Below are 22,270 nucleotides of genomic sequence, written 5' to 3' on the forward strand. Positions count from 1 at the left end.
GAGCTTCTCACCGATATCCTCAGGGGAGAGCTGGGTTTTAACGGCATAGTGGTTTCCGATTACAATGCCATTAAGATGCTGCATACTGAACATCGAGTAGCGGAGTCGATGCAGCAGGCGGGTGTGCTTGCCTTAGAGACCGGTTTAGATATCGAACTGCCTAAGACGGTCTGCTACGGTGATAATTTAGTGAATGCAGTTCGAACTGGATTGATTAGCGAATCAGTAGTTGATACCGCAGTGCGGAGACACCTGAAACTCAAATTTGAGCTTGGGTTATTTGATAACCGCTATCTTGATGCTGACAATGTGATCAATGTTTTTGATACACCTGAGCAGCGGCAGCTTGCCCGGGAAATTGCCCGGGAATCGATTGTGCTTTTGAAGAACGAGTCAAATCTTCTGCCAATAGATAAGAGCAGAGTTAAGTCAATCGCGGTGATTGGACCAAATGCTGCTAGTACCCGCAATGTTTTAGGAGACTATGTCTACAGCGCCCATGTTGACAGCCCGGAGGATGCGGTCCCGGTAGTCAGCATTTTAGACGGAATCAAAGCTAAAGCAGGCAGTGATATCCGGATTAACTACGCTGAAGGCTGCAGCATTATGGGCGATTCGACAGAAGGATTTGCGGAGGCTGTTGCAAAAGCTGAACAGTCGGATCTGGCGGTAGTAGTTGTAGGCGGTCGCTCGGGACTGTCGGGACTGATCGCCCCAGGCGATATTTCCGACGTAGATTTTACCTCGATCAAAGGGACTGTTAAGGATACGGATGGGGAAAGCCACGACCGCATTTTGCTGCAACTGCCGGGAGTACAGGAAGCGCTGGTGCAGGCTGTTTATAAGACCGGCACTCCAACAGTTGTCGTGCTGATTAACGGCAGGCCCCTTTCGATTAACTGGATCGCGCAAAACGTTCCAGCTGTGCTGGAAGCGTGGCTTCCTGGTGAGGAAACCGGCAGTGCAGTGGCTGATGTTTTGTTTGGCGACTATAATCCCAGCGGTAAACTCTGCGTTTCTATTCCAAAAGATGCGGGACAGATGCCGGTACACTATAACCGGACAATGATCTCCTATACTCGCAGATATCTTGAGGTGGACAATAAGCCGCTTTATCCATTTGGTTACGGTTTAAGCTACACTGAGTTTGCCTACCGCAACTTAAAAATTACTCCTGCGGAGATAGACGGGAGAGGCGAAATTGAGATCGAGTTTGAGCTCGGCAATATCGGCAGCGCTGCGGGCACCGAAACAGCTCAGCTGTACATCCGCGATCTCTACGCCAGCCGTACCCGGCCTGTAAAAGAGCTCAAAGGCTTTGCCAAAGTAACTCTGCATCCCCAAGAGTGGAAGCGGGTGCGCTTCATTCTGTCCACCGATCAGCTGGCATTCTATGATTTAAATATGGATTTAATGGTCGAGCCGGGCGATTTTTCGGTTATGATCGGCAGTTCTTCAGAAGATATCCGCTTAACCGGAGAATTCACCGCAGCTGCCGGATATAAGTTGGGCAGCGAACGAGTGTATTTCTCTCAAGTAGAGATTAATTAACGATAGGGAGGCATGGAACAGTGCAGAACGAGTTATGGATGACTGTGATAGCGGTTGGTGTTCTGCTGGTTTTCAGCGTAGGAGCTTCTGCCCAGGGGTGGAGAGGGAAAGAGGTTCCCCCGCTTAAGGACGTTTTCCAAGATTACTTTTACATTGGAGCGGCGGTCAGTCCGCGCCATCTTGATGAGCAGGGGAATGCCGCTGACTTGTTGGCTTACCACTATAATATACTTACTGCTGAGAATGCCATGAAGCCGGATGGGCTGCAGCCGATTGAAGGCCAATTTACCTGGAAAGATGCAGATGCAATTGTAGATTTTGCGGAGCAGAATCAGATGAAGCTGCGCGGTCATACCCTTGTGTGGCACAACCAAATTCCGGGTTGGTTTTTTCTCGATCCGGAAAATCCTGATCAGCTGGCTGAGGCAGATCTGCTGATAGGGCGGCTGGAAAACCACATCAAAACGGTTATAGGAAGATATCGGGGTCGAGTCTACGCTTGGGATGTAGTAAATGAAGTCCTCAATGATTCTGGGAATATTCGCGCTGAAAGCGATGGTTCTAAATGGAGTGCCATCATTGGTGATTTAGATGAAGATGGATATGACAGTGATTACATTGAGCTGGCTTTCAAATTTGCCCGTGAAGCTGATCCGGATGCCAAACTGTTCATCAATGATTACGGCCTGGAATCCCCGGGGCCAAAACGCCAAGGTATGTACAGGCTGGTCAAGCGGCTGCTGGAAAAAGGCATTCCAATAGATGGAGTGGGATTGCAGATGCACATCTCCATATACAGTCCCACTATCAAAGATATTGAAGAAACGATTGAGCTCTTTGCCACCCTTAAGGAGTATAATCCCGACTTTACAGTTGAGGTGACAGAACTGGATGTCTCTCTCTACCGCTGGGACGAACCGCAGAAAGAGATAACAGCGGAACTGCTGGATACTCAAGCAGAGCGATACGATAAGCTGTTTGAGATGTTCAGAAGGCAGGCTGAAAAAGGCAATCTCAGCGCGGTTGTCATGTGGGGAGTAGATGACAGCCACAGCTGGCTGAACAACTTTCCGGTCAGGGGAAGAGGCAATGCGCCGCTCCTCTTTGATCATAACCTAGAACCTAAGCCCGCCTTTTACCAAGTAGTTCAGCCGGGAGAACCTTGGTATGTAACGAAAGGCCGTCTTCTTGGTGAAACTGCAGCTGAGAATCTTGTGAAAGATCGGCCGATTAATGCCAGCCATCGACCTGAACGCGCCGTTAGAGCAGTAGATGGTGATCGGCTTACCAGCTGGAGTACCGGCGGGGAACCGCCTTTCTGGCTGAGCATTGACTTGGGCAGTCCCCATATCCTCACCCGCTGGGTTGTTTATCATCGGGGAAGCAGCGCAGTCGAAGCTGAGCCAATTGACGGGGCAGTGAATACAGCTGATTTTGCCCTGCAGATCAGCGATGATGGTACAGCTTGGCGAGATGCTGACACTGTGGAAGGAAATAGCTTAGGCGTAACTGATCGAGTAATTACACCGGTTACCGCCAGATATGCGCGCCTCTTGATTACAAAGCCTTCCTCACTCGATTTCAACCAGGATGCAGTCATTTATGAATTTGAAGTCTATGGTTTTAAGAAATAAAATTTATCATTGAGATGCCGCTTCTGAACTGCCTGCTGCTGAGCAGGGAGTTTTATCAGGAGTACCGAAGTAAATCGATGTCAGGGAAAACGACAGCAGATGATTGAAAGAAGGTGGAAAAATGCTTAAAGAATTTGATCTAAACTCTGTGCAAGTAACGGATCCTTACTGCGTCAACGCCTTTGAAAAAGTAACCGAGTATTTGTTGTCCCTTGAACCGGATCGCCTGCTGGCAGGCTTTAAGGCGGTATCCGAAGGCAGGGATCCCCAAACTGAACCGAACCTCAATCTTTACAGAGGTTGGGAAGACAGCTGGAGCCTGCTGCGGGGCCATACCATGGGCCACTACTTAACAGCAATAGCGCAGGCGTACAGGCAGACTAAGAACCGCGATCAGGATTTAAGTGAAAGTCTGGCAGAAAGGATTAATTATACTGTCAATCAGCTAAAATCGTTCCAGGACCGCAGCCCCAGCGGTTACTTATTTGCCTCTCCGGAGACCCACTTTGATGTGGTGGAGGGCAAAAGTACCGGTAACCAGTGGGTTCCCTGGTATACCATGCATAAAATCATTGCTGGACTGATCAGTGTCTATAAATATGTCGGGAGTCAAGAAGCCATTCAGGTTGCTTCCAGGCTGGGCGACTGGGTATACGAGCGCACCTCCCGGTGGGACAGCGAGCTCCAGAGAAGGGTACTCAATGTGGAGTACGGCGGCATGAACGATGTTCTGTATGAGCTGTATAAATGCACCAATGATTCAAAACATCTGGCAGCAGCCAAGAAATTTGACGAGGATGCTCTCTTCCAAGCGATCTTAGATGGGAAGAACGTTCTGATTAATAAGCATGCCAATACTCAGATCCCGAAGTTTATTGGCGCTGTAAACCGCTATCAAGTTTTAGGGCAGGAGGCCGATTTTTACTATCAGGCTGCCCAAGCTTTCTGGAGCATGGTGGTTGAAGAATACACCTATGTTACCGGCGGCAACAGTGAATCAGAGCATTTCCGCCAGCCGCGGGCTTTAGATGCGACAAGAAACAACATCAATAACGAAACCTGCAATGCTTACAACATGCTGCTCCTTACCCGCGAGCTGTTTAAGATATCTGGTGATGTAAAATACGCTGACTTCTATGAAAGAGCGTGGATCAATGAGATTTTAGCATCCATTAATCCCGAAACCGGCATGGTTACTTATTTTAAACCGATGGCGACTGGCTATTTCAAAGCTTTTGGCACACCGACCGAATCCTTCTGGTGCTGCACCGGAACCGGGATGGAGAACTTTACAAAGCTTAACGACAGCATTTATTTCTATACAGACAACGAGCTTTATGTAAATCTCTATATCAGTTCAACTCTTAACTGGAAAGCCAAAGGATTGAAGCTGACACAGCAGTCTCAAATCCCGGAAAATGACATTGTTATATTTACGATCGACAGCGCGCCTCCGGAAAGGTTTACAGTTAAGTTCCGTGTGCCGGAGTGGACGGCGGCCGATCAAGAGGTAACAGTGAGAATAAACGGCGAAATTACTGCAGCTGAAGTGGTTAATGGTTACTTAGCTGTGGCAAAAGAATGGCAGGAAGGCGATCAAATCGAACTTAAACTGCCCTTGGAAGTGCAGGTATCCAGACTGCCAGATAATCCAAACGCTGCTGCTTTTACCTATGGACCGCTGGTGCTCTGCACCCGCTTTGGCGGTGAGAAGATGATCATTGAACCGCACTGGTTCTCTGTTAAACCGACACTGCCTGAGGATGTGGAAGCGGATATTAAGGATTATATTGTGATTCAAGAGGGAACTGTTGAAGACTGGCTTGCTAATATTAGAGCTAACTTGGTGAAAACACCAGGTAAATTGGAGTTTACTCTACGCGGTACTGATGAAGACGATAACTTTAGATTTATCCCTTATTTCTCAGAGTACAAGGAGCGGTACGGCATCTATTTCCATCTGCTCACTCCCAATTCGCCGGTATTAAAAGAAATTCTGGAAGCCAAAGCAAGAGCAGCAAAACTAGCAGCAGCCACCATCGATATGGTGCAGATTACCAATGATCAGTATGAAGCTGCTCATAATCTGCGGGGCAATTCCTCCGGCGGATCATTCGGCGGCTTCAACCTCCGCCATGTGTACGGAGAATCTGATGGAGAAGGCTGGTTCAGTTATGATTTAGCAGTTAATCCAGAGATCAATAACTATCTCTGCGTGAAATACTACAGCGGCGATGCCGGCAGGACCTTTAACATCTATATCGATGATCAGCTTTTAGTTGAGGAGACTATTCAAGCCAAAACTCCCACTGGGTTTTACGATGTTCAGTACAAGATACCGGCTGAATGGATTGAAGGCAAAACCAAAATTACTGTTAAGTTTGCCAATAGAGGGCGGAGCTGGGTCGGTGGGATTTTCGACAAGCTTATGGTCATAACCGATTTTGACTGATTTGAGCAGGAAGGAGGCAGGCCAGTGGGTGTAAATGCGAGGAATCCCATTATTTGGGCTGATGTGCCTGATCCCAGTGTTATTCGCGTGGGGGACACCTATTACATGACCAGCACTACCATGCATATGAATCCCGGTGTACCGGTCATGAAGTCGAAGGATCTTGTCAACTGGGAAATTGTCAATTATGTGTATGATGTGCTGGGCGATGATGACCGGCAGCAGCTGGCGAATGGCCAAAATGAATATGGAATCGGATCGTGGGCCAGCAGCCTGCGGTACCACAACAGCATGTATTATGTGGCTTTCAGCTCCCAAACTGCCGGCAGGACTTTCATCTATAAAACTAAAGATATCGAAGCGGGACCATGGGATAAATCGGAAATAGAGTTTACCCATGATATGTCGCTGTTATTTGACGATGATGGCCGGGTATATCTCGTTTATGGGGGCGGCGATATCAAGATTTTGGAATTAACTGCGGATGCGGGTGCAATCAAACCGGATGGTTTAAATCAAGTAATAATCCCCAACTCCAGCGCAGTTGCTGGACCCAATATTGGACTGCCGGCGGAAGGGGCCCACATCCGTAAGATTAACGGAAAATACTACATATTTTTAATTACATGGCCAAGAGGCGGTATGCGAACCCAGCTCTGCTTCCGGGCCGATCACATTACTGGTCCGTGGGAAGGGAGAGTGGTGCTCCAGGACGCCGGCATTGCCCAGGGTGGGCTGGTCGATACGCCGGACGGCAGATGGTATGCCCTTCTCTTTGGCGATCGGGGCGCAGTTGGCAGAATCCCCTATTTAGTTCCGGTGAGATGGGAAGATGATTGGCCGGTGTTTGGCATTGACGGCCATGTTCCCAGAGAACTAGATATCGCAGCCAAGGCCGAGCTAAAAATCGTGTCCTCTGATGAATTCGATCAGGGGGACAACTCTCAGCTTCCTTTAGTCTGGCAGTGGAACCACAACCCTGATCACAGATTCTGGTCTTTAAGCGAGCGTCCGGGCTGCCTAAGGCTTAAAACTGGGCATGTCTGCAGCGGTTTTCTGGAGGCAAGAAACAGCTTGACTCAGCGGACTTTTGGCCCCGTGTGTTCGGGAGTAATTGCTGTGGAAACCAGCGGCATGCGGGATGGCGACTTTGCAGGTCTGGGGGTTCTGCAGAATCACTATGGTTTTGCAGCAGTAAAGATGTCAGAGTCACGGAAGTCGCTTGTTATGGTAGATGGCACTCAAGAAATACCGGAAGAAGTGGAAGCAGTTGAGCTAACTCAAGACCGCGTTTACTTAAAAATCGAGTGTGACTTTAGAGAACACAAAGATCAAGCCTATTTCTACTACAGCCTTGATGGACGTAATTGGAAACCGATCGGCCGATCTATTAAAATGCTGTACACACTGCCCCATTTTATGGGGTACAGGTTTGCCCTGTTTAACTACGCAACAAAAAATACCGGTGGATATGTCGATTTCGACTATTACCGCATCAGTGATAAAATCACAAACTAACGAGAGGAGGAGCAGGTATGGCAATCAAACTGGCTCAAACCCCGCCGATGGGTTGGAATAGTTGGGACTGCTACGGCGCAAGCGTGCGGGAGGATGAAGTTAGGGCTAATGCGGATTATATAGCTAAAAACTTAAAACAGTACGGTTGGGAGTATGTCGTAGTAGATATTCAGTGGTATGAACCGAATGCTAAAAGCGATCAGTACAATCCTCACGCTCCACTGGTGATGGATGACTACTCACGATTGATGCCGGCTGTCAACCGCTTTCCAAGCGCTGCTGAGGGTCAGGGCTTTAAACCGCTGGGAGATTATATCCACAGCTTGGGACTAAAATTCGGTATTCATATCTTACGGGGCATTCCCCGCCAAGCGGTAGCTCAAAATACAAAGATTTTGGGAACAGACTATACCGCAGCTGATATCGCTGATACCAGCAGCACCTGCGACTGGAATACTGATATGTACGGAGTTGATCCATCTAAACCTGGCGCTCAGGAGTACTATAATTCAATCTTCCAGCTCTATGCTGAGTGGGGTGTGGATTATGTCAAGGTTGATGACATCTCCCGCCCTTACCGCAAAGATGAAATTGAGTTGATCCGCAGCGCAATTGACAACTCTGGACGCCCTATGGTGCTCAGCCTTTCGCCGGGACCGACTCCTGTAGCTGAAGGCGAGCATGTTTCCAAGCACGCCAATCTCTGGCGCATGACCGATGATTTCTGGGATCGCTGGGACCTGCTTTACGGCATGTTTGAACGGGCTGATGCCTGGAGTGACTACATTGGACCGGGACATTGGCCTGATGCTGATATGCTGCCCTTAGGCCGGATCGGAATTAGAAGCGCCTGGGGCGACCGCTATACACGGTTTAGCAGAGAGGAGCAGATTACCCTCATGACTCTGTGGGCGATGATGCGCTCGCCGCTGATGTTTGGCGGGGATCTGCGCTACAATGATGAGTGGACAACATCGCTTCTAACCAATGAAGAAGTGCTGAAAATTACTAACTGCAGCCACTCCAACCGCCAGCTGTACCGGAGAGATGATATTGCTGCCTGGACCGCACTAGGTGAGGAGGGTGAGATTTATCTAGCTCACTTCAATCTTACCGATCAGGCAGCTGATATTTCCACCGATTTGTCCCAATTAGATCTAGCGGGAACATATGTGGTTCGGGATCTGTGGGCGCGGGAAGATCTTAAAACTGCTGCCACCGAGGTTGTGACTCGAAATGTGCCTGCTCATGGAGCGGTATTAATGAGATTAACGAAGGCAAACAGCTGATAACACCGCTAATAAGGCTTCTGCGGATTTGAAAAAATCTGCAGAAGCTTTTTTGACTGCAGACCTATTTGTGATAAAATAATATTAGCTAAATTAGCTAACAGAGGAGGAGAGGTTCTGATGCTGAAAGTCACATCCACAGAGATGCAGAATAACTTTGGCAGGTATTTACTGCTCGCCCAAGAGCAGGATATTCTGATTACCCGAAACGGGCAGGTGGCAGCGGTACTGTCTGGCGTTGGATCCGGTGGAGCTGTCGATTCCGATTTAGTAGCAGAAAAGGCTTTGTCTGGTAGTTACGGACTGCGCAAAGCCACTTATGAGGAGTTTCTTGCACTAACCAAGGACACCGAAGCGCGCTACGAGTATATTGATGGTGAAATCTACCTGCTTGCCTCACCTAAACTAGACCATCAATTAGCTCTGACTGAGATTTTGGTTTCATTTTATCAGTACTTTGATGATACTGACTGCACTGTGTTGACAGCACCTTATGACATAAGGATTAAACGCTCAGAAAGGGATATAAATGTTGTTCAGCCGGATATCATGGTAATCTGCGATTTGGACAAAAACCTTGACGAAGATGGGAATTACCAAGGTGTACCCACACTGGTTGCGGAGATACTGTCGGAGAGCACCCGGCGCAATGATTTGATTAAAAAATTGGATTTATATATGGTTGGCGGTGTGAAGGAGTATTGGATTGTGGATCCTAAAAATAAAGCGGTAACGGTTTATACATTTGATGACCACGATATCAGCGAACATCTTACCTACAAAATACCTGATCAAGCCTGGGCAATTACATTTCCTGATTTAGCTGTTGATTTGGAGCGGACTTTTCCAGGCTCCTATAGATAGAAAATCACAAGAAGAGGTTCAGATTTACAACAAGAATCTAAGCAAAAACCGCAGGAAGTCTTATCCTGCGGTTTTAAGCTTAGTCTATTCGCTTCCTGTTCCTAACGGATATACTCCGCTGACAGGCATCGTAAACATGAATCCGACACTTGGTTTTCCGATACTTTCAGCAATTTCATTTACGGCTGCAATTGCTTTATTTAACAGCTCTTCATTAGGAATCACAGTAAAGATGGTTTTATTAAAAGGCCTAGCATCGTCAAATAATGTCCTTAACGAACCAAACAAAGGTAGATTGCGGTCCGCCATAGCGCCGGCCATTCCCTGACTGTCAAGAATTGTTCCGCCTTTTACTCCTACATCCAGAAATTTCTCCAGGATGGTGTCCAAATAGTCAACCTCATTCAGCACAATAAACAGAGCATACATTTGGATCGTCTCCTTTGACTATTTATATAATCAGCCTGTTGTTAGGTCTATTCTACCATTAATTGTTTCGCATGGGGATTAATTTCCCCTGCACGCTGGAGTGCAATTTTAGCCAGGATCGGTCCGACGATTTCATAAATCAAGACCGCAAACATGATGATGGTTGTAATCGCTGTGCTCAACTCAGGCAGCTGCTGCCTGACTAAAATCGACAATCCGATAGAGATTCCACCCTGAGCCAAAAGTGCGTATCCTAAGTTGTTTGCCACAGCAGGCTCTGATTTGACAATTTTTGCACCGATCCAGGCGCCGAGAATTTTTCCGGCAGCTCTAGCCAAAATATAGGCCACTCCCAAAAGTCCTACTGTTTTTAAGATCGATAGTTCAAGACTGGCACCTGCCAGGGTAAAGAACAGAAGGTAAACTGGTGGAGCAAACTGGTTGATCGCTGCAAATGATCTTGTGGCGCGAGGCGACAGGTTTGCCACAACAGTTCCCACCACGATGCAGGCAAGCAGTGACGACAGGTTCAGCAGAACAGCGAGTCCTGTGGCTGCACCTATTGCTGCCAAAACCATCATCAGCAGTTCCTCATTATCATCCGCCTTCTTGGTGAAAAATGCTAAAATGAGGCCGCAAACCAATCCTAGAAGACACGAACCGACAATTTCGATCAAGGGACGACCGATCATGCCGAGAAAGGAAACCTGAGCTGACCCGGATACCAGCTGGGCAATGGACATGGCAATACCAAAAACCATAATTCCGGCGATATCATCGAGGGCAACCACCGGGAGTATAGTTTTGGTTAATGGTCCTTTGGCCCGGTACTGGTTGATTACCATCATTGTCCCTGCCGGGGCGGTAGCGGCAGACATGGACGCAATTACAATACTGAACACAAATGACTGCTTAAATAAGAAGTACATAATGCCAAAAACCACAAATACAGCGCCAATCACTTCAGCGATGGTGATAATTACTACTGCTTTTCCCACTTTCTTAATCTCTTTTATGACAAATTCACTGCCGATGCTGAAGGCAATGATCGCTAAAGCAAACTCACTGATGATTCCCAGCGAAACGCTGTCCTGAGCAGTAATTACGTGCAGAAATGAGGGACCAACAAGCAGCCCGGCTACTATGTAACCGGTCACATTCGGCAGCTTGAGCAAGCGGGCTGTCCGCCCGCCGATAAGTCCTGCGACTAGTACGATGCTGAGTTTCAATAATGTTCCCATAACGATACCTCCGATTAGTAATCTATAGTTGGGCGCAAAAAAAAGCGCACAATAGGAAAACACCTATCATACGCTTGGTTCACTCCTATGAGGTTAGCTGACGGGTTAGGGCGACCAAGTTGCCCCTCTTACTGCCAAGATTCACCCCAAAAAGCGGTTCCCCCACTACCACATTGAGTATTCGGAGATATCGACTACGTATCAATTTTAGCAGATAGCAGGTGTGCTGTCAATCACGTTTATCAAGTTTTCTTGAGGAACTTCTGCCGCAGCTTCGGTTCAAACTTCTCAATAGCGTATCGAAGCATGGTGCGGGGCATCTGGCGGTAATGCTTTTCCAGAAATTCTAGTTCTACTACGGGATCGCGGTTGCCAATTTCCCTCAGCATCCAGCCCACTGCTTTGTGAATCAGATGATGTTCGTGATCAAGCAGCCTCTCAGCCAGCTTAAGTGTATCGCCGAAATCGTTCTGTCTAATAAAGTAAAAAGTTGCGATAACCGCTGTTCGCTGCCTCCAAAGATGGCCCGACTCTGCCAACTCATAGAGCAGAGAGCGGTCTTTGTCGAAAAGATATGCGCCGAGGATTTTATCAGCAGAAACATCCACTAAATCCCAGTTGTTGACATAGTCGAGATTGGACGTGTAAAACTTGGCAATCTCGGCCTGCTCATCGTCCAGCTTTGCTTTTTGGAACTTATGGACCAGGATAATCAGGGCAGTGGAGCGGTACTCATGCACCGGATCATGGAGTAGCCGCTTAAGCTCGTCTAAGGAAATCTTCTGGAAATACTTCTTTGCAACTCGCCGCTGGTTGGGAACTCGCACACCGATAAACTGATCTCCTTCTGCATATCCACCTTCCCCAGTCTGAAAGAACCTCGGGTAGAACTCTGCTTTTTCAGGTTCCACATATTGAAGCAGCTCCTGCTTTATTTGCTCGCTGATCATTTTTATCACACTCCTGCAGCAATCAATTTAGCTATTACCGCGCCTCATCCCTTTAATGCAGGGAAAAAATATTGAAAAATAGGGTTGACTTTCCAGGGAATTGATAATATATTAATAGTGCACTAGGCAGCTAGTGCACTATGATTGTAGTTGGGGGGTGCTGATTTGCGCATAGACTTTGACCCGTCAGTGCCGATTTACTTACAAATTATTGATGAAATCAAACGGCAGATTGCTACAGGTGCACTGGCAGCAGGGGATAAGCTGCCTTCCCAGCGGGATTTAGCAGCTGATCTGCATGTAAACGCCAATACAGTCCAGCGGGCTTACCGGGAAATGGAGCTTGAAGGTTTAGTAGAAACACTCCGCGGGCAGGGGACATTTATCTGCCGAGATCCTGATCTTGTAGAAAGGACGAGAACAGAAATGCTTACTAAGCTGGTTGAGGATTTTATTCGTTCAATGTGCGCTTTAGGGTGCAGCGAGGAAAATATCCTAGCTATGGTGAGGATGGAGTTGGAGAAAAAAGCCGATTATTTCGAACGTGAGGTGAATGGGAATGACTGATTCTAAATACATCGTGGAGATTACCGGTTTGAAAAAGCGCTACCCGGGGGTTGATGCGCTTGCTGGCATTGACCTCAAGATTACCCGGGGAGAAATCTGGGGACTTTTGGGACCAAACGGCAGCGGGAAATCGACGCTGTTGAAATGCATTGCCGGTTTGGTACAGCCCGACAGCGGACAGGTAACCATTAATGGCGTTAAACCGTCACGAAAGACCAAAGCAGTAACTGCATTTGTTCCAGAAATTGACCACCTCTACAGCTGGATGACAATTCAAGAAACCTTAGATTTTATGGCTTCGTTTTACAGTGATTGGCAGAAGGAGCGGGAGCAGGAACTTTTGGAGTTTATGCGCCTGGATCCGAAGAAAAAAGTGAGCGCTTTATCAAAAGGGATGCGCGCCCGCTTAAAGCTGGTTGTTGGTCTGGCCCGCAGCTCCGAGCTGGTGCTTTTGGATGAACCCCTATCAGGAATTGATCCATCATCGCGGGATCGGATTGTGGAGGGTATTGTGCGCCAATTCCGCAGTGATAATCAGACCATGATTCTTTCTACCCACGCTGTTGATGAAACAGAGCGCCTTTATGATTCGGTAATCTTTTTAAGCGAAGGTCAAGTGTATCTCAGCGGCAGTGCGGAAGAATTGAGGATTAAGCACAGCAAGTCCATGAATGAGCTGTTCAAGGAGGTATACGCCTGATGAAAAGGTTTTTCAGCTTGCTCCGCAAAGACTTAGAGACAAGTAAGCTTCCGATTCTGTTCAACTCTGGTTTAGCTGTTGTTTGGATTACATTTTTGCGTTATCGGTACCAAGCTGGTTGGCCGATCCGGGCAGCTTTTGCCCTGATGTTCGTACCTCTGACGTTTCTGCCGATCTGGTTGATGTGGCAGACCTATCAGACACTGAGGGTTGAGTGGCGGGAAAAGACTACTTATACAATGCTGCTGCTTCCGGTACCGGGATGGCAGATCATGCTTTCGAAGTTGGTCGCACTTTTAATTGAGTTTACCGCTGTTTTAGCAGTGTTTGTTGGTTCGGTGCTGGTATTGTTCTATGGTCCGATCAATGACAGCTACGGTTACCTGCTTAAGGCAGTGCCTTTAAACTGGCTGATCAGGAATGGTATTCTGCTGTATTTAGGCGCTGTGGCATTGTTTTCGAGTTTTGTTATCTTTGTGCAGCTGGCATTTATAGTCGGAAAACTGGTCGGTAGATTCCGGGGATTAGTGGCGCTCTGGACTATGTTTATCGGATCCTGGCTGGTGGAGCGAATCGGCATTATATTACAGCCGCTGTTTGGCTGGGTTCCACATCTGCAGATTGATCGACTTTTTAGGCTGGATGTTATTGCGAGACTTACAGATTATTCTCCAGAGATCGCTTATGACTACTCCGCAAAAATTGGCAGCTGGTTGGCTACTATCGGCTTGTTTATCTTAAGCTCATGGCTGTTGGAAAACTGGGTAGAAACTGACGAATAAAGGGAGGGCTGGTTGTGCGAAACAGGAGGATTGTTATAATTGTATTGGCGGTGCTTACCGTTTTGGCAGGTATCGATCTCCGGTATAACTTGATCAGCGGCGCAGATAGAGGCATCAGCGGTTTTGAGTTTAAAATTAGTATTAATGACAGCGATCGATATCCCGCGCATACTAAATCTCAGGCCTTGGTTGTTCCCATTGATGGTATCAAAGAGTTGTCCGTGATTAATGATATGGGCGAAACCAATGTATACGGTGCTGATACAGATCAGATCACGATTACAGGCAGCATAACTGTAAGCGCAGAAACCGAGGAGGAAGCCCAGGCCTATGCTGAAAGCTTAACCCTGCAGGTTGAGCAAACCGACAACCGCGCTGAACTGCGCCTGATTGAGCCACAAAGGCCTAAGGAGATCAAGAATGTTAAAGTCAATTACGAGATTACCATGCCGAAGAATATGGCTTTAGCAGTGGATGCTGAGTACAATAAGGTTCATTTAGAAAATTTAACTGGGGCAGTGCAGATCTGGGCCGGTTTCAGCTCAGTAACAGCTAAAAATCTTATCGGTTCAGTTGGTGGAAGTTTTGACTTTTCCAATGTAGAATTCGATCAATTTGGCGGCAGCCTGTACTCGGAGAACAACTTTTCTAATCTAGAGCTTTACCTCGCCCCAGAGTCAAGCGGTTTTACTTTTAATGTTGAAGTGGATTTTGGCGTGCTTTCCGGAAATGTGGATTTAGAACGGCAGGAGACCGGGGAAAGTTTGATTAATGCAAAAGGAAAAATCGGTGATGGGAAAAATCAGGTCACTGTCAGCGCCAGCTTCAGTAACGTAGATATTTATCAAAAATAGCAGTAGGCCTTGGGCTTAAGTCCCAAGGCTTTCGCTGATTAATGGCGAATTGATTATCATGAAAATAGATGGGAGGATCGATATGTTTACTGGTAAAGTGGCTGTAGTAACCGGAGGAGCGAGGGGTATCGGGAAAGCTATCTGCGAACAGTTCAGAAAAGCAGGTGCTCATGTCTGCACCATTGACCTGCTCCCTAACGATTATTTCGTAGGTGATATTGCTGATGAAAATACGCTGCGGGCTTTTGCCGATAAGGTAATCGGAGATTATGGCAGAATTGACTTTCTGATTAATAACGCCTGCTTATCACGGGGTGGACTGGAAACCTGTTCGTACGAAGATTTTAACTATGTGCTCCGGGTAGGAGTAGCAGCGCCTTTTATGCTCACTAAGCTATTTAAGGATTATTTCAATCTAGGAGCAGCGATTGTTAATATCTCGTCTACAAGAGATCGCATGAGCCAGCCGGGCACAGAAAGCTATTCAGCTGCTAAAGGCGGCATCGCAGCACTGACTCACGCCTTAGCGGCAAGCCTGGCAGACCGGGTGCGGGTCAACTCCATCAGTCCGGGCTGGATTGATACCACCAACACCGAGTTCAGCGAACCAGACCGGAAACAGCATCCAGCCGGCAGGATCGGGCGACCTGAAGATATCGCTCACATGGTAATGTTTCTCTGCAGCGATCGGGCGGGATTCATTACCGGTGAGAACATAACGATCGATGGAGGAATGACAAAACTAATGATTTATCATGATGATCACGGCTGGACATTTAATCACCAGAAAAACTGATAACCACCTATTTTACGCAAAATAAACATTATACACTTGTCGCTGTGCTGTGTCAATACTTAAATTTGCATTTTTGTTTTAGTTGTGTTATTATATAAATAAGTTACCGCAACTATACTCAGGATGTTGCGGTTTTATACGTATTAGATACGGGGGAATTACTAATGGAGTTGTTAAATCAGCAGGTGACTCATAAAACTTTTGGCACGGGGACAGTAGTGGAGGTTTCGGATACCTGGATCGAGGTAAACTTTGGGTCGGTGAACAAGAAGTTCCTTTATCCGGATGCTCTCGGAAAATACCTGATTCTGGTTGACCGCGAAGTTGCAGAAGCTGTCAAGGAAGTTAAGCAGGAGATCGAGGAAGAAAGACGAGCGGAAGAAATGGAGCTGCAGAAACAGCGCGAGCTGGAATATGAAGAGCGGAAACGTGCTTTAGAACTGGAAAAGTTGATCAAAAGCAATCGAATTTCGCCTTCCAGCCAGGCTGCCTTCTGGATTGAACCGGAGGAGCAGGAACAGGTTTTCTCGGAGTGGAGAATTTTCACAGGTGTGCGCAAAAGCGGCGCAAACAAAGGTAAACCGAACCGCCTTTCCCGCTTATATCCTAACAGCGCCTGTGTAATCACTCATAGAGAATCTGATCAGCCGGAAGAGACCAGACGAGTTGTGGGGATATTTATGGTCGCAGAAGACTACATTGGTAAGCTGTCTGAGGATGGCTATATTCCCGCTCACTCCAGCTACCGAATCCGCCTAACTGAAGAGGAGTCGCAGCAGCTCCTGTTCTGGAACTACTATTACAATGAAAGATATCCGGATAAAATGACGTGGAACGCCGGGCGCAATCGCTATATGAATAATGAATGGGTAGCTCAGATGCTGCAGGCATTGATTGCTCTGAAAGAGGACCCCAAGGAGAAGCAGTTTGTCCAGAACTTCCTGAATTATTTCTGCCGGATGAACAAAATTGAACTGAAAGAGTTGAATGAACCAGCAGGAACACTAACACGGCTTGCTGTAAATGCATAGTAAAAATTAGACCGCAGCTGCGGTCTTTTTTTTAATTGTTCTGATTAACCGGCAGTTGATTTTGTCAACCAAAGTCAACTGCTGTTCCATTGTTTAGTTCAGTGAAGAATTGTATAATAAAATCAGAGGTGAACTGCATGAAAGAAATCAATATTGCCCGGGCGATTCTGCAGGGACGTCGAGCCAAAGGAGTCACCCAGGAGGAATTAGCGCAGTTTATCGGAGTCTCTAAAGCTTCTGTTTCGAAATGGGAAACCGGGCAGAGTTACCCTGATATAACTCTTTTACCGCATTTAGCAGCATATTTTAACATCAGTATCGATGAACTAATCGGCTATGAGCCGTGGATGACCAAGGAAGATATCCGCAGGCTGTATCACTGTTTGTCAGCTAAGTTTTCGGAACTGCCGTTTGATACTGTATTGGATGAGTGCAATGAGATAATCAAAAAGTATTTTTCCTGCTATCCCCTGCTGCTGCAGATGTGCGTGCTCTTAATCAATCACCTGCATCTGGCTCCAAGTCCGGATGAGCAGACCGAGCTTCAGCTTCAAGTAAGAAACCTCTGTGTAAAAATTAAGGAAGAGAGCCAGGATGTAGCTGTTGTGAAGCAGGCCGTGATGATTGAAGCGCTCTGCGAATTGAATTTAGGCAATCCGGCGGCAGTAATCGATTTGATGCAGGGTGTAAATGACCCTGTTCTCGGTGAGGAAGTGGTTTTAGCCTCAGCGTACTATCTGACCGGTAATGTTGAGCGGGCAAAAGAAACAACCCAAGTAGGCATATTTCGGCATCTGATGGGAATTTTAGGCGACATTCCGAATTACCTGATGTTGAATACCGATGATTATGACAGATACAACCAGATAGTGGAAAGAACTCTCGGGTTAATTGATCTGTTTAAGATTGAAAGTCTCCATCCGGCCATCCTCTTTGGGGTGTACCACACCTGCGCTCAAGGTTATGCTGTGATTGGGGCTGAAGATCAAGCGCTGGATCTAGTGGAGAGGTTTGTTAATCTGGTCTGTTCAGACATATACCCGCTGGAGTTTAAAGGCGACGAGTTTTTTGATAAGGTGCGCAATTGGTTCAGCGAATTAGATTTAGGTGTGAAGCCTCCGCGTAACGAGATGGTTTTAAAAAGCGATATGGTGGACTCACTTATTAAAAACCCCGCTTTTGACCGTCTTCGCACCAACCATCGGTTCAAGAATCTGGTCAGCAGACTGGAGCAAAATTTTAAAAAATGAGGTGGTCGTGTGGATGTTTTAAAGGAATACTGGCCGTTTCTGGTCCCATTAATCATCGCTGAAGTAGTTCTGATGATTGCTGCTTTAACCCATGTGCTGAAGCACCGGAACTACCGCTTCGGTACCCGCGCTTTTTGGATTCCTATTGTGCTCTTCATCCAGATCATTGGTCCAATTGTCTATTTTGTTTTTGGACGGGGTGAGGAGTAATGAATGTTCTAGAAATCAATGATCTGAGGATGAGTTTTGGCAGCCATGAGGTGCTGAAAGGGTTTACCATGGCTGTTCCGGAAAACTCAATCTTCGGTTTTGTTGGGAAAAACGGCGCAGGCAAAACCACCACTATGAAAAACGTGGTTGGGTTATTAAAACCTGACAGCGGCAGCGTCACGGTCTGCGGCGAGCCAGTAATCTACGGCGACACCAGAACCAACCGCCACATCGGATTTCTTCCGGATGTACCGGAGTTTTATGGGTATATGCGGCCAATGGAGTATTTAAGGCTGTGCGGAGAGATTACCGGACTTCCGGCAGGGAAGATTAAAAAGCGCAGTGAAGAGCTGCTGGAACTGGTTGGACTTAAAGATGTTAACCGCAGAATCGGCGGTTTTTCTAGGGGGATGAAGCAGCGGCTGGGCATTGCCCAGGCCCTTCTCAATGAACCGAAACTCTTGATCTGTGATGAGCCTACATCAGCTCTGGATCCAATCGGCAGAAAGCAGATCTTAGATATTTTAGCTTCGATTAAAGGCCAAACAACAGTAGTATTTTCCACCCACATCTTGTCCGATGTAGAAAGAATCTGCGATCAAATCGCTGTGCTGGATCAGGGTAAGCTGGTTTTATCCGGGACGATCAGCGAAATTCAAAAGCAGTACAAGCGCAACAGTTATGAAATCAAGTTTGCGGATTCGGAGGAGGCTGCCGAGTTTGCTGCCAGTGATAAGCTGCAGCAGGAAGGTGTAACTGCAACCCGTGAGGACAACATGATTGCAATTACTATTGAAAACGCAGCACTTAACGGCCAGTTTTTGATTGATCTGCTGGCTGAGAAACAAATGACACCGGAAAGATTTGAAGTGGTAGAACCAACGCTGGAGAACTTGTTTGCGGAGGTGGTCCAGTGAGCCATTTTCCAGTTTTTTACAAGAAAGAGCTGATTGAGCACGCTAGGACTTATAAGCTCTTGATTATGCTGATTGTCTTTTTCATCTTCGGTATGATGAATCCACTCACAGCTAAATTGACTCCGGACCTTTTAGACAGATTTATGCCGGAAGGGGTGATGATCAGCCTTCCGGAACCGTCATCGATTGATGCGTGGGCCCAGTTTTATAAAAACGTAACGCAGATGGGCCTGATTGTAACTGCGCTGGTTTTCAGCGGGGTGCTTTCATCTGAACTGACTAAAGGTACTCTGATCAATCTTTTGACCAAAGGATTGTCCCGCACAGCGGTAATTGTGGGCAAATACGCGGCGATGCTGACTATTTGGACAGCCAGCCTGGCTGTGGCGTTTGTTACCACCTGGGGCTATACTGAGTTTCTGTTTGCTGATGAGTTATCGGCAAACTTATTTGCGGCAGTATTCTGCCTGTGGCTGTTTGGAGCCTTTTTATTAGCTGTGCTGCTGTGGGCGTCAACACTGGTTAAAAGCAGCTACGGTACGCTGCTTTTAACCGGTGGAGCAGTTGTCTGCTTAACAATCATCAACATCTTCCCCAAAGCAGCCAAATATAATCCTCTGTCCCTTGCGGGCAAAAATATGGAGCTGATCACTGATTCAATCAAGCTCTCCTCTCTAAATATGGCGATTGGCATTACAGTAACTGCAGCCCTTGCTCTGCTCACAGCCTCAGTATTTATTTTCAAAAGAAAGCAGCTGTAAATCTCGCATCCAGAAGTCTCACCATAACCCTATTTGATTAAGTTTACAGCTATCAATTTCTCGTTTGTGGTCATTCTTTATCTGCTGGAAGTGTTGATTTAAGATATATAAAAAGGTACGCCATCCTCCATGGAGCGTACCTTTGCGTTTTAATCCCTGCCTTGAGTTTTATAAGCTAATAAATAGTTGATACTTGCCACAACAACTCCACCACCAATGAAGTTGCCAACTCCAGATACGAGGAGATTATAGATAATTCCTTTAGCAGAAACGGCTCCACCGTAGAATAATGCTGCAAATAAATAATACATGTTGGCGACAACGTGCTCTGTTCCACTAAGAACAAATACTGTTATTGCCAGCCAGAGGGTAATAATCTTAACAATTTCATCTTTAGCTCCGTATGCTAGGCATACCCCTGTGCACACAATAATATTACAAAAAACTGCACTGGCAAATAACTGGCCCACTGGCATAGTGGTTTTAGAGATAGCTTTGTCTGTCAATAAATTGACCGCAGTTTCGTTAAACAGTCCCGATGTAACTGTCAATCCAGAAGCAATAACTGCTCCCAGCAAATTAGCAAACAAAATCAAGGACAAGATCTTCACAATCTGTTTCAGCTTAGACTGACCAGCATATACCGAAGCCATGATCATGCAGTTACTCGTATACAGTTCTGCCTGCATCACGATAATCGCTATAATTCCTACCGGAAAGACCACGGCTCCCAGAAAATCACCTAACCCGGGGGCTGAGAAACTAGCCGAAACTTTTATGCTTCCTACTGCACCGATGGCAATATATAAGCCCGCAAGGATTCCCTGCAGAAGTAAAGTAAGATTACTTTTTTTACTCTTTGCAGCAGTTTGATTGAGGATATAATCCGTTAATGTTTTAGGCCCTAAAATAGGATTCACAGGCAAATTCCTTTCTATAATTGTGGGTCATAATTCCGCGGTTCTTTTCTGACCAAATTATTATAGCATATAATAGATTTATTTCATTAGGTTATTGATAAAAAAAGCTAAGTATGTTCCGCCTCTGTTTTTTGGCGTTCCCGGATTGTGCCAGCTCCATTGATGATTAGATATCCAGCAACAACCACTGAACCGCCCAGATCTACATAGCCGGTGAGGGAGGATGCTGGAGCCAGGGTAATGAATGCCAGAGATAGCACCACGCAGCTGTCTACAATTGACTTTGCCAGATATAGTTTGCTCTGCACCGAGAGGATTGCATTGGGCTGCTCCCGATTAAGTTTGCGGTAGCGGAGCCAGAAGAATGAGTTAGTAATCACTCCTAAGCAAGCAATCACCATTGCCGGAATCACGTTACCTTTTTCAGCTTCAACAGATAGAAAAGCAATCAGCAGCATGGCTGCGCCAGAGAGGCACATCGCTGTACCAACGCTGAGATTAGCTAAGTTTTCCAGCCTAATTTTGCGCTCAGGATCAGGCTCAGCATCTTTATGAACGATTCGGAAAACAATCAACGATACAATAAGCGCACCGAGTTCTGCAGTGCGGCGAACAAAATCCGCGATCTGCGTGCTTGAACGTCCGAATAATAAGGCAATGCCCAGCACCAGAGGTCCCGGTGAACTTAGCAGAACCGATGCAAGGAGCGTGCGCTCACCTTTTTGTTTCATTACTTACACCCCCCACAATCGGATCAGCAGGATTAGGACAGCGGCTGCTGTCAGCGGACAGGTCAGCGTATCCATCCCATTCTTAGTATAAAGTTCAACGGCCGCGCACGCCGCAGCGGTAACTGCGGCCGTTGGCAGATACCCATACCACACCACGGCGCTGTTTGCGATCAGCACTGCTAAAATAGTAAAAAAAGCCACAACAAACATAGCCAGCGTGCCTTCAAGGCTCTTCCGCCCTTCAACCAGCCTGCCTTCAATAAAATTTTTCCCGTACCGCTTTCCTACTAATGCTGCGGCGGCATCACCAAAACCCCACGCAAAAACCGACGCCCGCACCAGATATTTCTCTCCCAACAATCCCCAGCACAAAGTGATTAAAACAGCAAACATGCTGAAGACAACTACCAAACTGCGCTTTATCTCACCATTACTGCGCTCAACAAGCAGCTGCGAGTACCCGGGTATGCTCTCAGCGGCAGCAAGGATAGGGAATACCATCAGCATAAATAAGATTGAGGCAAAGGCTGCGTACCACCATGTTTGAAAAGCGTGGGTGAGAACCAGGATTGAACCGAGGAGGATGGTGTGGAGCAGTTTGCGGAAAACTTCCCTGGGCATAGAAATGAAGCGGCGCAGGGCCAGAGCTGCTGCGGCGCAGACTACAAAGTAAAGAAGCAGAATACCAAATCCTTTTACCGGCTCAAACTGCAATTTTATCCTCCTAACAGCTGAAGCATTTCGCTTAATTATATCACAAAAATGTGGGTATAAATTGATGATGCAGGCTGACTGCTTCTATGCTATCATAGAGAAAGTATAC

At 46.9% G+C, this 22,270-nt stretch carries 21 protein-coding genes and 1 pseudogene; 16 read left to right on the forward strand and 6 right to left on the reverse strand.

All coding sequences use genetic code 11. The features are described from left to right. From GX019_04250 to GX019_04275, 6 genes and pseudogenes are all read left to right on the forward strand, one after another. On the forward strand, window positions 1-1,551 hold a 1,551-nt coding region (locus tag GX019_04250; GenBank protein HHT36370.1), incomplete at its 5' end, for a beta-glucosidase. Window positions 1,552-1,571: 20 nt separating this feature from the next. After that, window positions 1,572-3,185 (forward strand): hypothetical protein, encoded by a 1,614-nt coding sequence (locus tag GX019_04255; GenBank protein HHT36371.1) that lies wholly within the window; start codon window positions 1,572-1,574, stop codon window positions 3,183-3,185. A gap of 121 nt (window positions 3,186-3,306) precedes the next feature. After that, window positions 3,307-5,637 (forward strand): hypothetical protein, encoded by a 2,331-nt coding sequence (locus tag GX019_04260; protein ID HHT36372.1) that lies wholly within the window; start codon window positions 3,307-3,309, stop codon window positions 5,635-5,637. Between the two features lie 33 nt (window positions 5,638-5,670). Beyond that, window positions 5,671-7,155, forward strand: a pseudogene (locus GX019_04265) (glycosyl hydrolase 43 family protein). 17 nt (window positions 7,156-7,172) lie between these two features. After that, on the forward strand, window positions 7,173-8,444 hold the full coding sequence (locus GX019_04270; GenBank protein HHT36373.1) for a glycoside hydrolase family 27 protein: 1,272 nt from the start codon (window positions 7,173-7,175) through the stop codon (window positions 8,442-8,444). 120 nt (window positions 8,445-8,564) lie between these two features. After that, window positions 8,565-9,308 carry a type II toxin-antitoxin system Phd/YefM family antitoxin gene (locus GX019_04275; protein HHT36374.1) on the forward strand — a complete coding sequence of 248 codons (744 nt, stop codon included), beginning with the start codon at window positions 8,565-8,567 and terminating at the stop codon, window positions 9,306-9,308. Window positions 9,309-9,392: 84 nt separating this feature from the next. On the opposite strand, the gene GX019_04280 is transcribed toward GX019_04275, so the two are convergent. The 3 genes from GX019_04280 to GX019_04290 all read right to left on the reverse strand — a co-directional run bounded on the left by GX019_04280 (window position 9,393) and on the right by GX019_04290 (window position 11,928). Then, window positions 9,393-9,719 (reverse strand): hypothetical protein, encoded by a 327-nt coding sequence (locus GX019_04280; protein HHT36375.1) that lies wholly within the window; start codon window positions 9,717-9,719, stop codon window positions 9,393-9,395. 65 nt (window positions 9,720-9,784) lie between these two features. Beyond that, on the reverse strand, window positions 9,785-10,978 hold the full coding sequence (locus GX019_04285) for a cation:proton antiporter (protein HHT36376.1): 1,194 nt from the start codon (window positions 10,976-10,978) through the stop codon (window positions 9,785-9,787). A gap of 242 nt (window positions 10,979-11,220) precedes the next feature. After that, window positions 11,221-11,928: a DNA alkylation repair protein gene (locus GX019_04290; GenBank protein ID HHT36377.1), complete on the reverse strand. Its 708-nt coding sequence runs from the start codon at window positions 11,926-11,928 to the stop codon at window positions 11,221-11,223. Window positions 11,929-12,099: 171 nt separating this feature from the next. On the opposite strand from GX019_04290, the gene GX019_04295 reads away from it, so the two are divergent. The 10 genes from GX019_04295 to GX019_04340 all read left to right on the forward strand — a co-directional run bounded on the left by GX019_04295 (window position 12,100) and on the right by GX019_04340 (window position 19,796). Further along, a complete protein-coding gene (locus tag GX019_04295) occupies window positions 12,100-12,495 on the forward strand; it encodes a GntR family transcriptional regulator (GenBank protein ID HHT36378.1) in 396 nt (131 codons plus the stop codon). Further along, window positions 12,488-13,195 (forward strand): ABC transporter ATP-binding protein, encoded by a 708-nt coding sequence (locus GX019_04300; GenBank protein HHT36379.1) that lies wholly within the window; start codon window positions 12,488-12,490, stop codon window positions 13,193-13,195. Before GX019_04295 ends, GX019_04300 begins: the two co-directional genes overlap by 8 nt. Continuing rightward, the gene (locus tag GX019_04305) at window positions 13,195-13,977 is read left to right on the forward strand and encodes a hypothetical protein (protein HHT36380.1); all 783 of its coding nucleotides are present in this window, start codon (window positions 13,195-13,197) and stop codon (window positions 13,975-13,977) included. The genes GX019_04300 and GX019_04305 overlap by 1 nt, the downstream gene beginning before the upstream one ends. A 14-nt stretch (window positions 13,978-13,991) precedes the next feature. Next, window positions 13,992-14,831 carry a hypothetical protein gene (locus GX019_04310; GenBank protein HHT36381.1) on the forward strand — a complete coding sequence of 280 codons (840 nt, stop codon included), beginning with the start codon at window positions 13,992-13,994 and terminating at the stop codon, window positions 14,829-14,831. An 82-nt stretch (window positions 14,832-14,913) separates the two neighbouring features. Then, complete coding sequence (locus tag GX019_04315) at window positions 14,914-15,627, forward strand: SDR family oxidoreductase (GenBank protein ID HHT36382.1); 714 nt, start codon at window positions 14,914-14,916, stop codon at window positions 15,625-15,627. Between the two features lie 164 nt (window positions 15,628-15,791). Then, the gene (locus tag GX019_04320; protein HHT36383.1) at window positions 15,792-16,658 is read left to right on the forward strand and encodes a malate synthase; all 867 of its coding nucleotides are present in this window, start codon (window positions 15,792-15,794) and stop codon (window positions 16,656-16,658) included. Window positions 16,659-16,795: 137 nt separating this feature from the next. Continuing rightward, the gene (locus GX019_04325; protein HHT36384.1) at window positions 16,796-17,908 is read left to right on the forward strand and encodes a helix-turn-helix transcriptional regulator; all 1,113 of its coding nucleotides are present in this window, start codon (window positions 16,796-16,798) and stop codon (window positions 17,906-17,908) included. A gap of 72 nt (window positions 17,909-17,980) precedes the next feature. Further along, on the forward strand, window positions 17,981-18,118 hold the full coding sequence (locus GX019_04330) for a PLDc_N domain-containing protein (protein ID HHT36385.1): 138 nt from the start codon (window positions 17,981-17,983) through the stop codon (window positions 18,116-18,118). Beyond that, window positions 18,118-19,035, forward strand: coding sequence for an ABC transporter ATP-binding protein (locus GX019_04335; GenBank protein ID HHT36386.1), 918 nt, complete (start codon window positions 18,118-18,120; stop codon window positions 19,033-19,035). Before GX019_04330 ends, GX019_04335 begins: the two co-directional genes overlap by 1 nt. After that, window positions 19,032-19,796 (forward strand): ABC transporter permease subunit, encoded by a 765-nt coding sequence (locus GX019_04340; protein HHT36387.1) that lies wholly within the window; start codon window positions 19,032-19,034, stop codon window positions 19,794-19,796. The genes GX019_04335 and GX019_04340 overlap by 4 nt, the downstream gene beginning before the upstream one ends. A 149-nt stretch (window positions 19,797-19,945) precedes the next feature. On the opposite strand, the gene GX019_04345 is transcribed toward GX019_04340, so the two are convergent. The 3 genes from GX019_04345 to GX019_04355 form a co-directional block, all read right to left on the reverse strand. Next, entirely contained in the window at window positions 19,946-20,716 is a 771-nt protein-coding gene (locus GX019_04345; protein ID HHT36388.1) for a formate/nitrite transporter family protein, read from the reverse strand. A 107-nt stretch (window positions 20,717-20,823) separates the two neighbouring features. Then, complete coding sequence (locus GX019_04350) at window positions 20,824-21,447, reverse strand: cation transporter (GenBank protein HHT36389.1); 624 nt, start codon at window positions 21,445-21,447, stop codon at window positions 20,824-20,826. 3 nt (window positions 21,448-21,450) lie between these two features. Beyond that, on the reverse strand, window positions 21,451-22,161 hold the full coding sequence (locus tag GX019_04355) for a phosphatidate cytidylyltransferase (protein ID HHT36390.1): 711 nt from the start codon (window positions 22,159-22,161) through the stop codon (window positions 21,451-21,453). Window positions 22,162-22,270: the final 109 nt, after the last annotated feature.

Source organism: Bacillota bacterium, assembly GCA_012837335.1.
Taxonomy (GTDB): Bacteria; Bacillota; Limnochordia; order Darwinibacteriales; family DTU012; genus DTU012.

Coding starts and splice junctions, on each gene's coding strand:
- GX019_04260 (HHT36372.1), top strand. CDS start 3,307: ATGCTTAAAGAATTTGATCTAAACTCTGTGCAAGTAACGGATCCTTAC.
- GX019_04270 (HHT36373.1), top strand. CDS start 7,173: ATGGCAATCAAACTGGCTCAAACCCCGCCGATGGGTTGGAATAGTTGG.
- GX019_04275 (HHT36374.1), top strand. CDS start 8,565: ATGCTGAAAGTCACATCCACAGAGATGCAGAATAACTTTGGCAGGTAT.
- GX019_04285 (HHT36376.1), bottom strand. CDS start 10,978: ATGGGAACATTATTGAAACTCAGCATCGTACTAGTCGCAGGACTTATC.
- GX019_04290 (HHT36377.1), bottom strand. CDS start 11,928: ATGATCAGCGAGCAAATAAAGCAGGAGCTGCTTCAATATGTGGAACCT.
- GX019_04300 (HHT36379.1), top strand. CDS start 12,488: ATGACTGATTCTAAATACATCGTGGAGATTACCGGTTTGAAAAAGCGC.
- GX019_04305 (HHT36380.1), top strand. CDS start 13,195: ATGAAAAGGTTTTTCAGCTTGCTCCGCAAAGACTTAGAGACAAGTAAG.
- GX019_04315 (HHT36382.1), top strand. CDS start 14,914: ATGTTTACTGGTAAAGTGGCTGTAGTAACCGGAGGAGCGAGGGGTATC.
- GX019_04320 (HHT36383.1), top strand. CDS start 15,792: ATGGAGTTGTTAAATCAGCAGGTGACTCATAAAACTTTTGGCACGGGG.
- GX019_04325 (HHT36384.1), top strand. CDS start 16,796: ATGAAAGAAATCAATATTGCCCGGGCGATTCTGCAGGGACGTCGAGCC.
- GX019_04330 (HHT36385.1), top strand. CDS start 17,981: ATGATTGCTGCTTTAACCCATGTGCTGAAGCACCGGAACTACCGCTTC.
- GX019_04335 (HHT36386.1), top strand. CDS start 18,118: ATGAATGTTCTAGAAATCAATGATCTGAGGATGAGTTTTGGCAGCCAT.
- GX019_04350 (HHT36389.1), bottom strand. CDS start 21,447: ATGAAACAAAAAGGTGAGCGCACGCTCCTTGCATCGGTTCTGCTAAGT.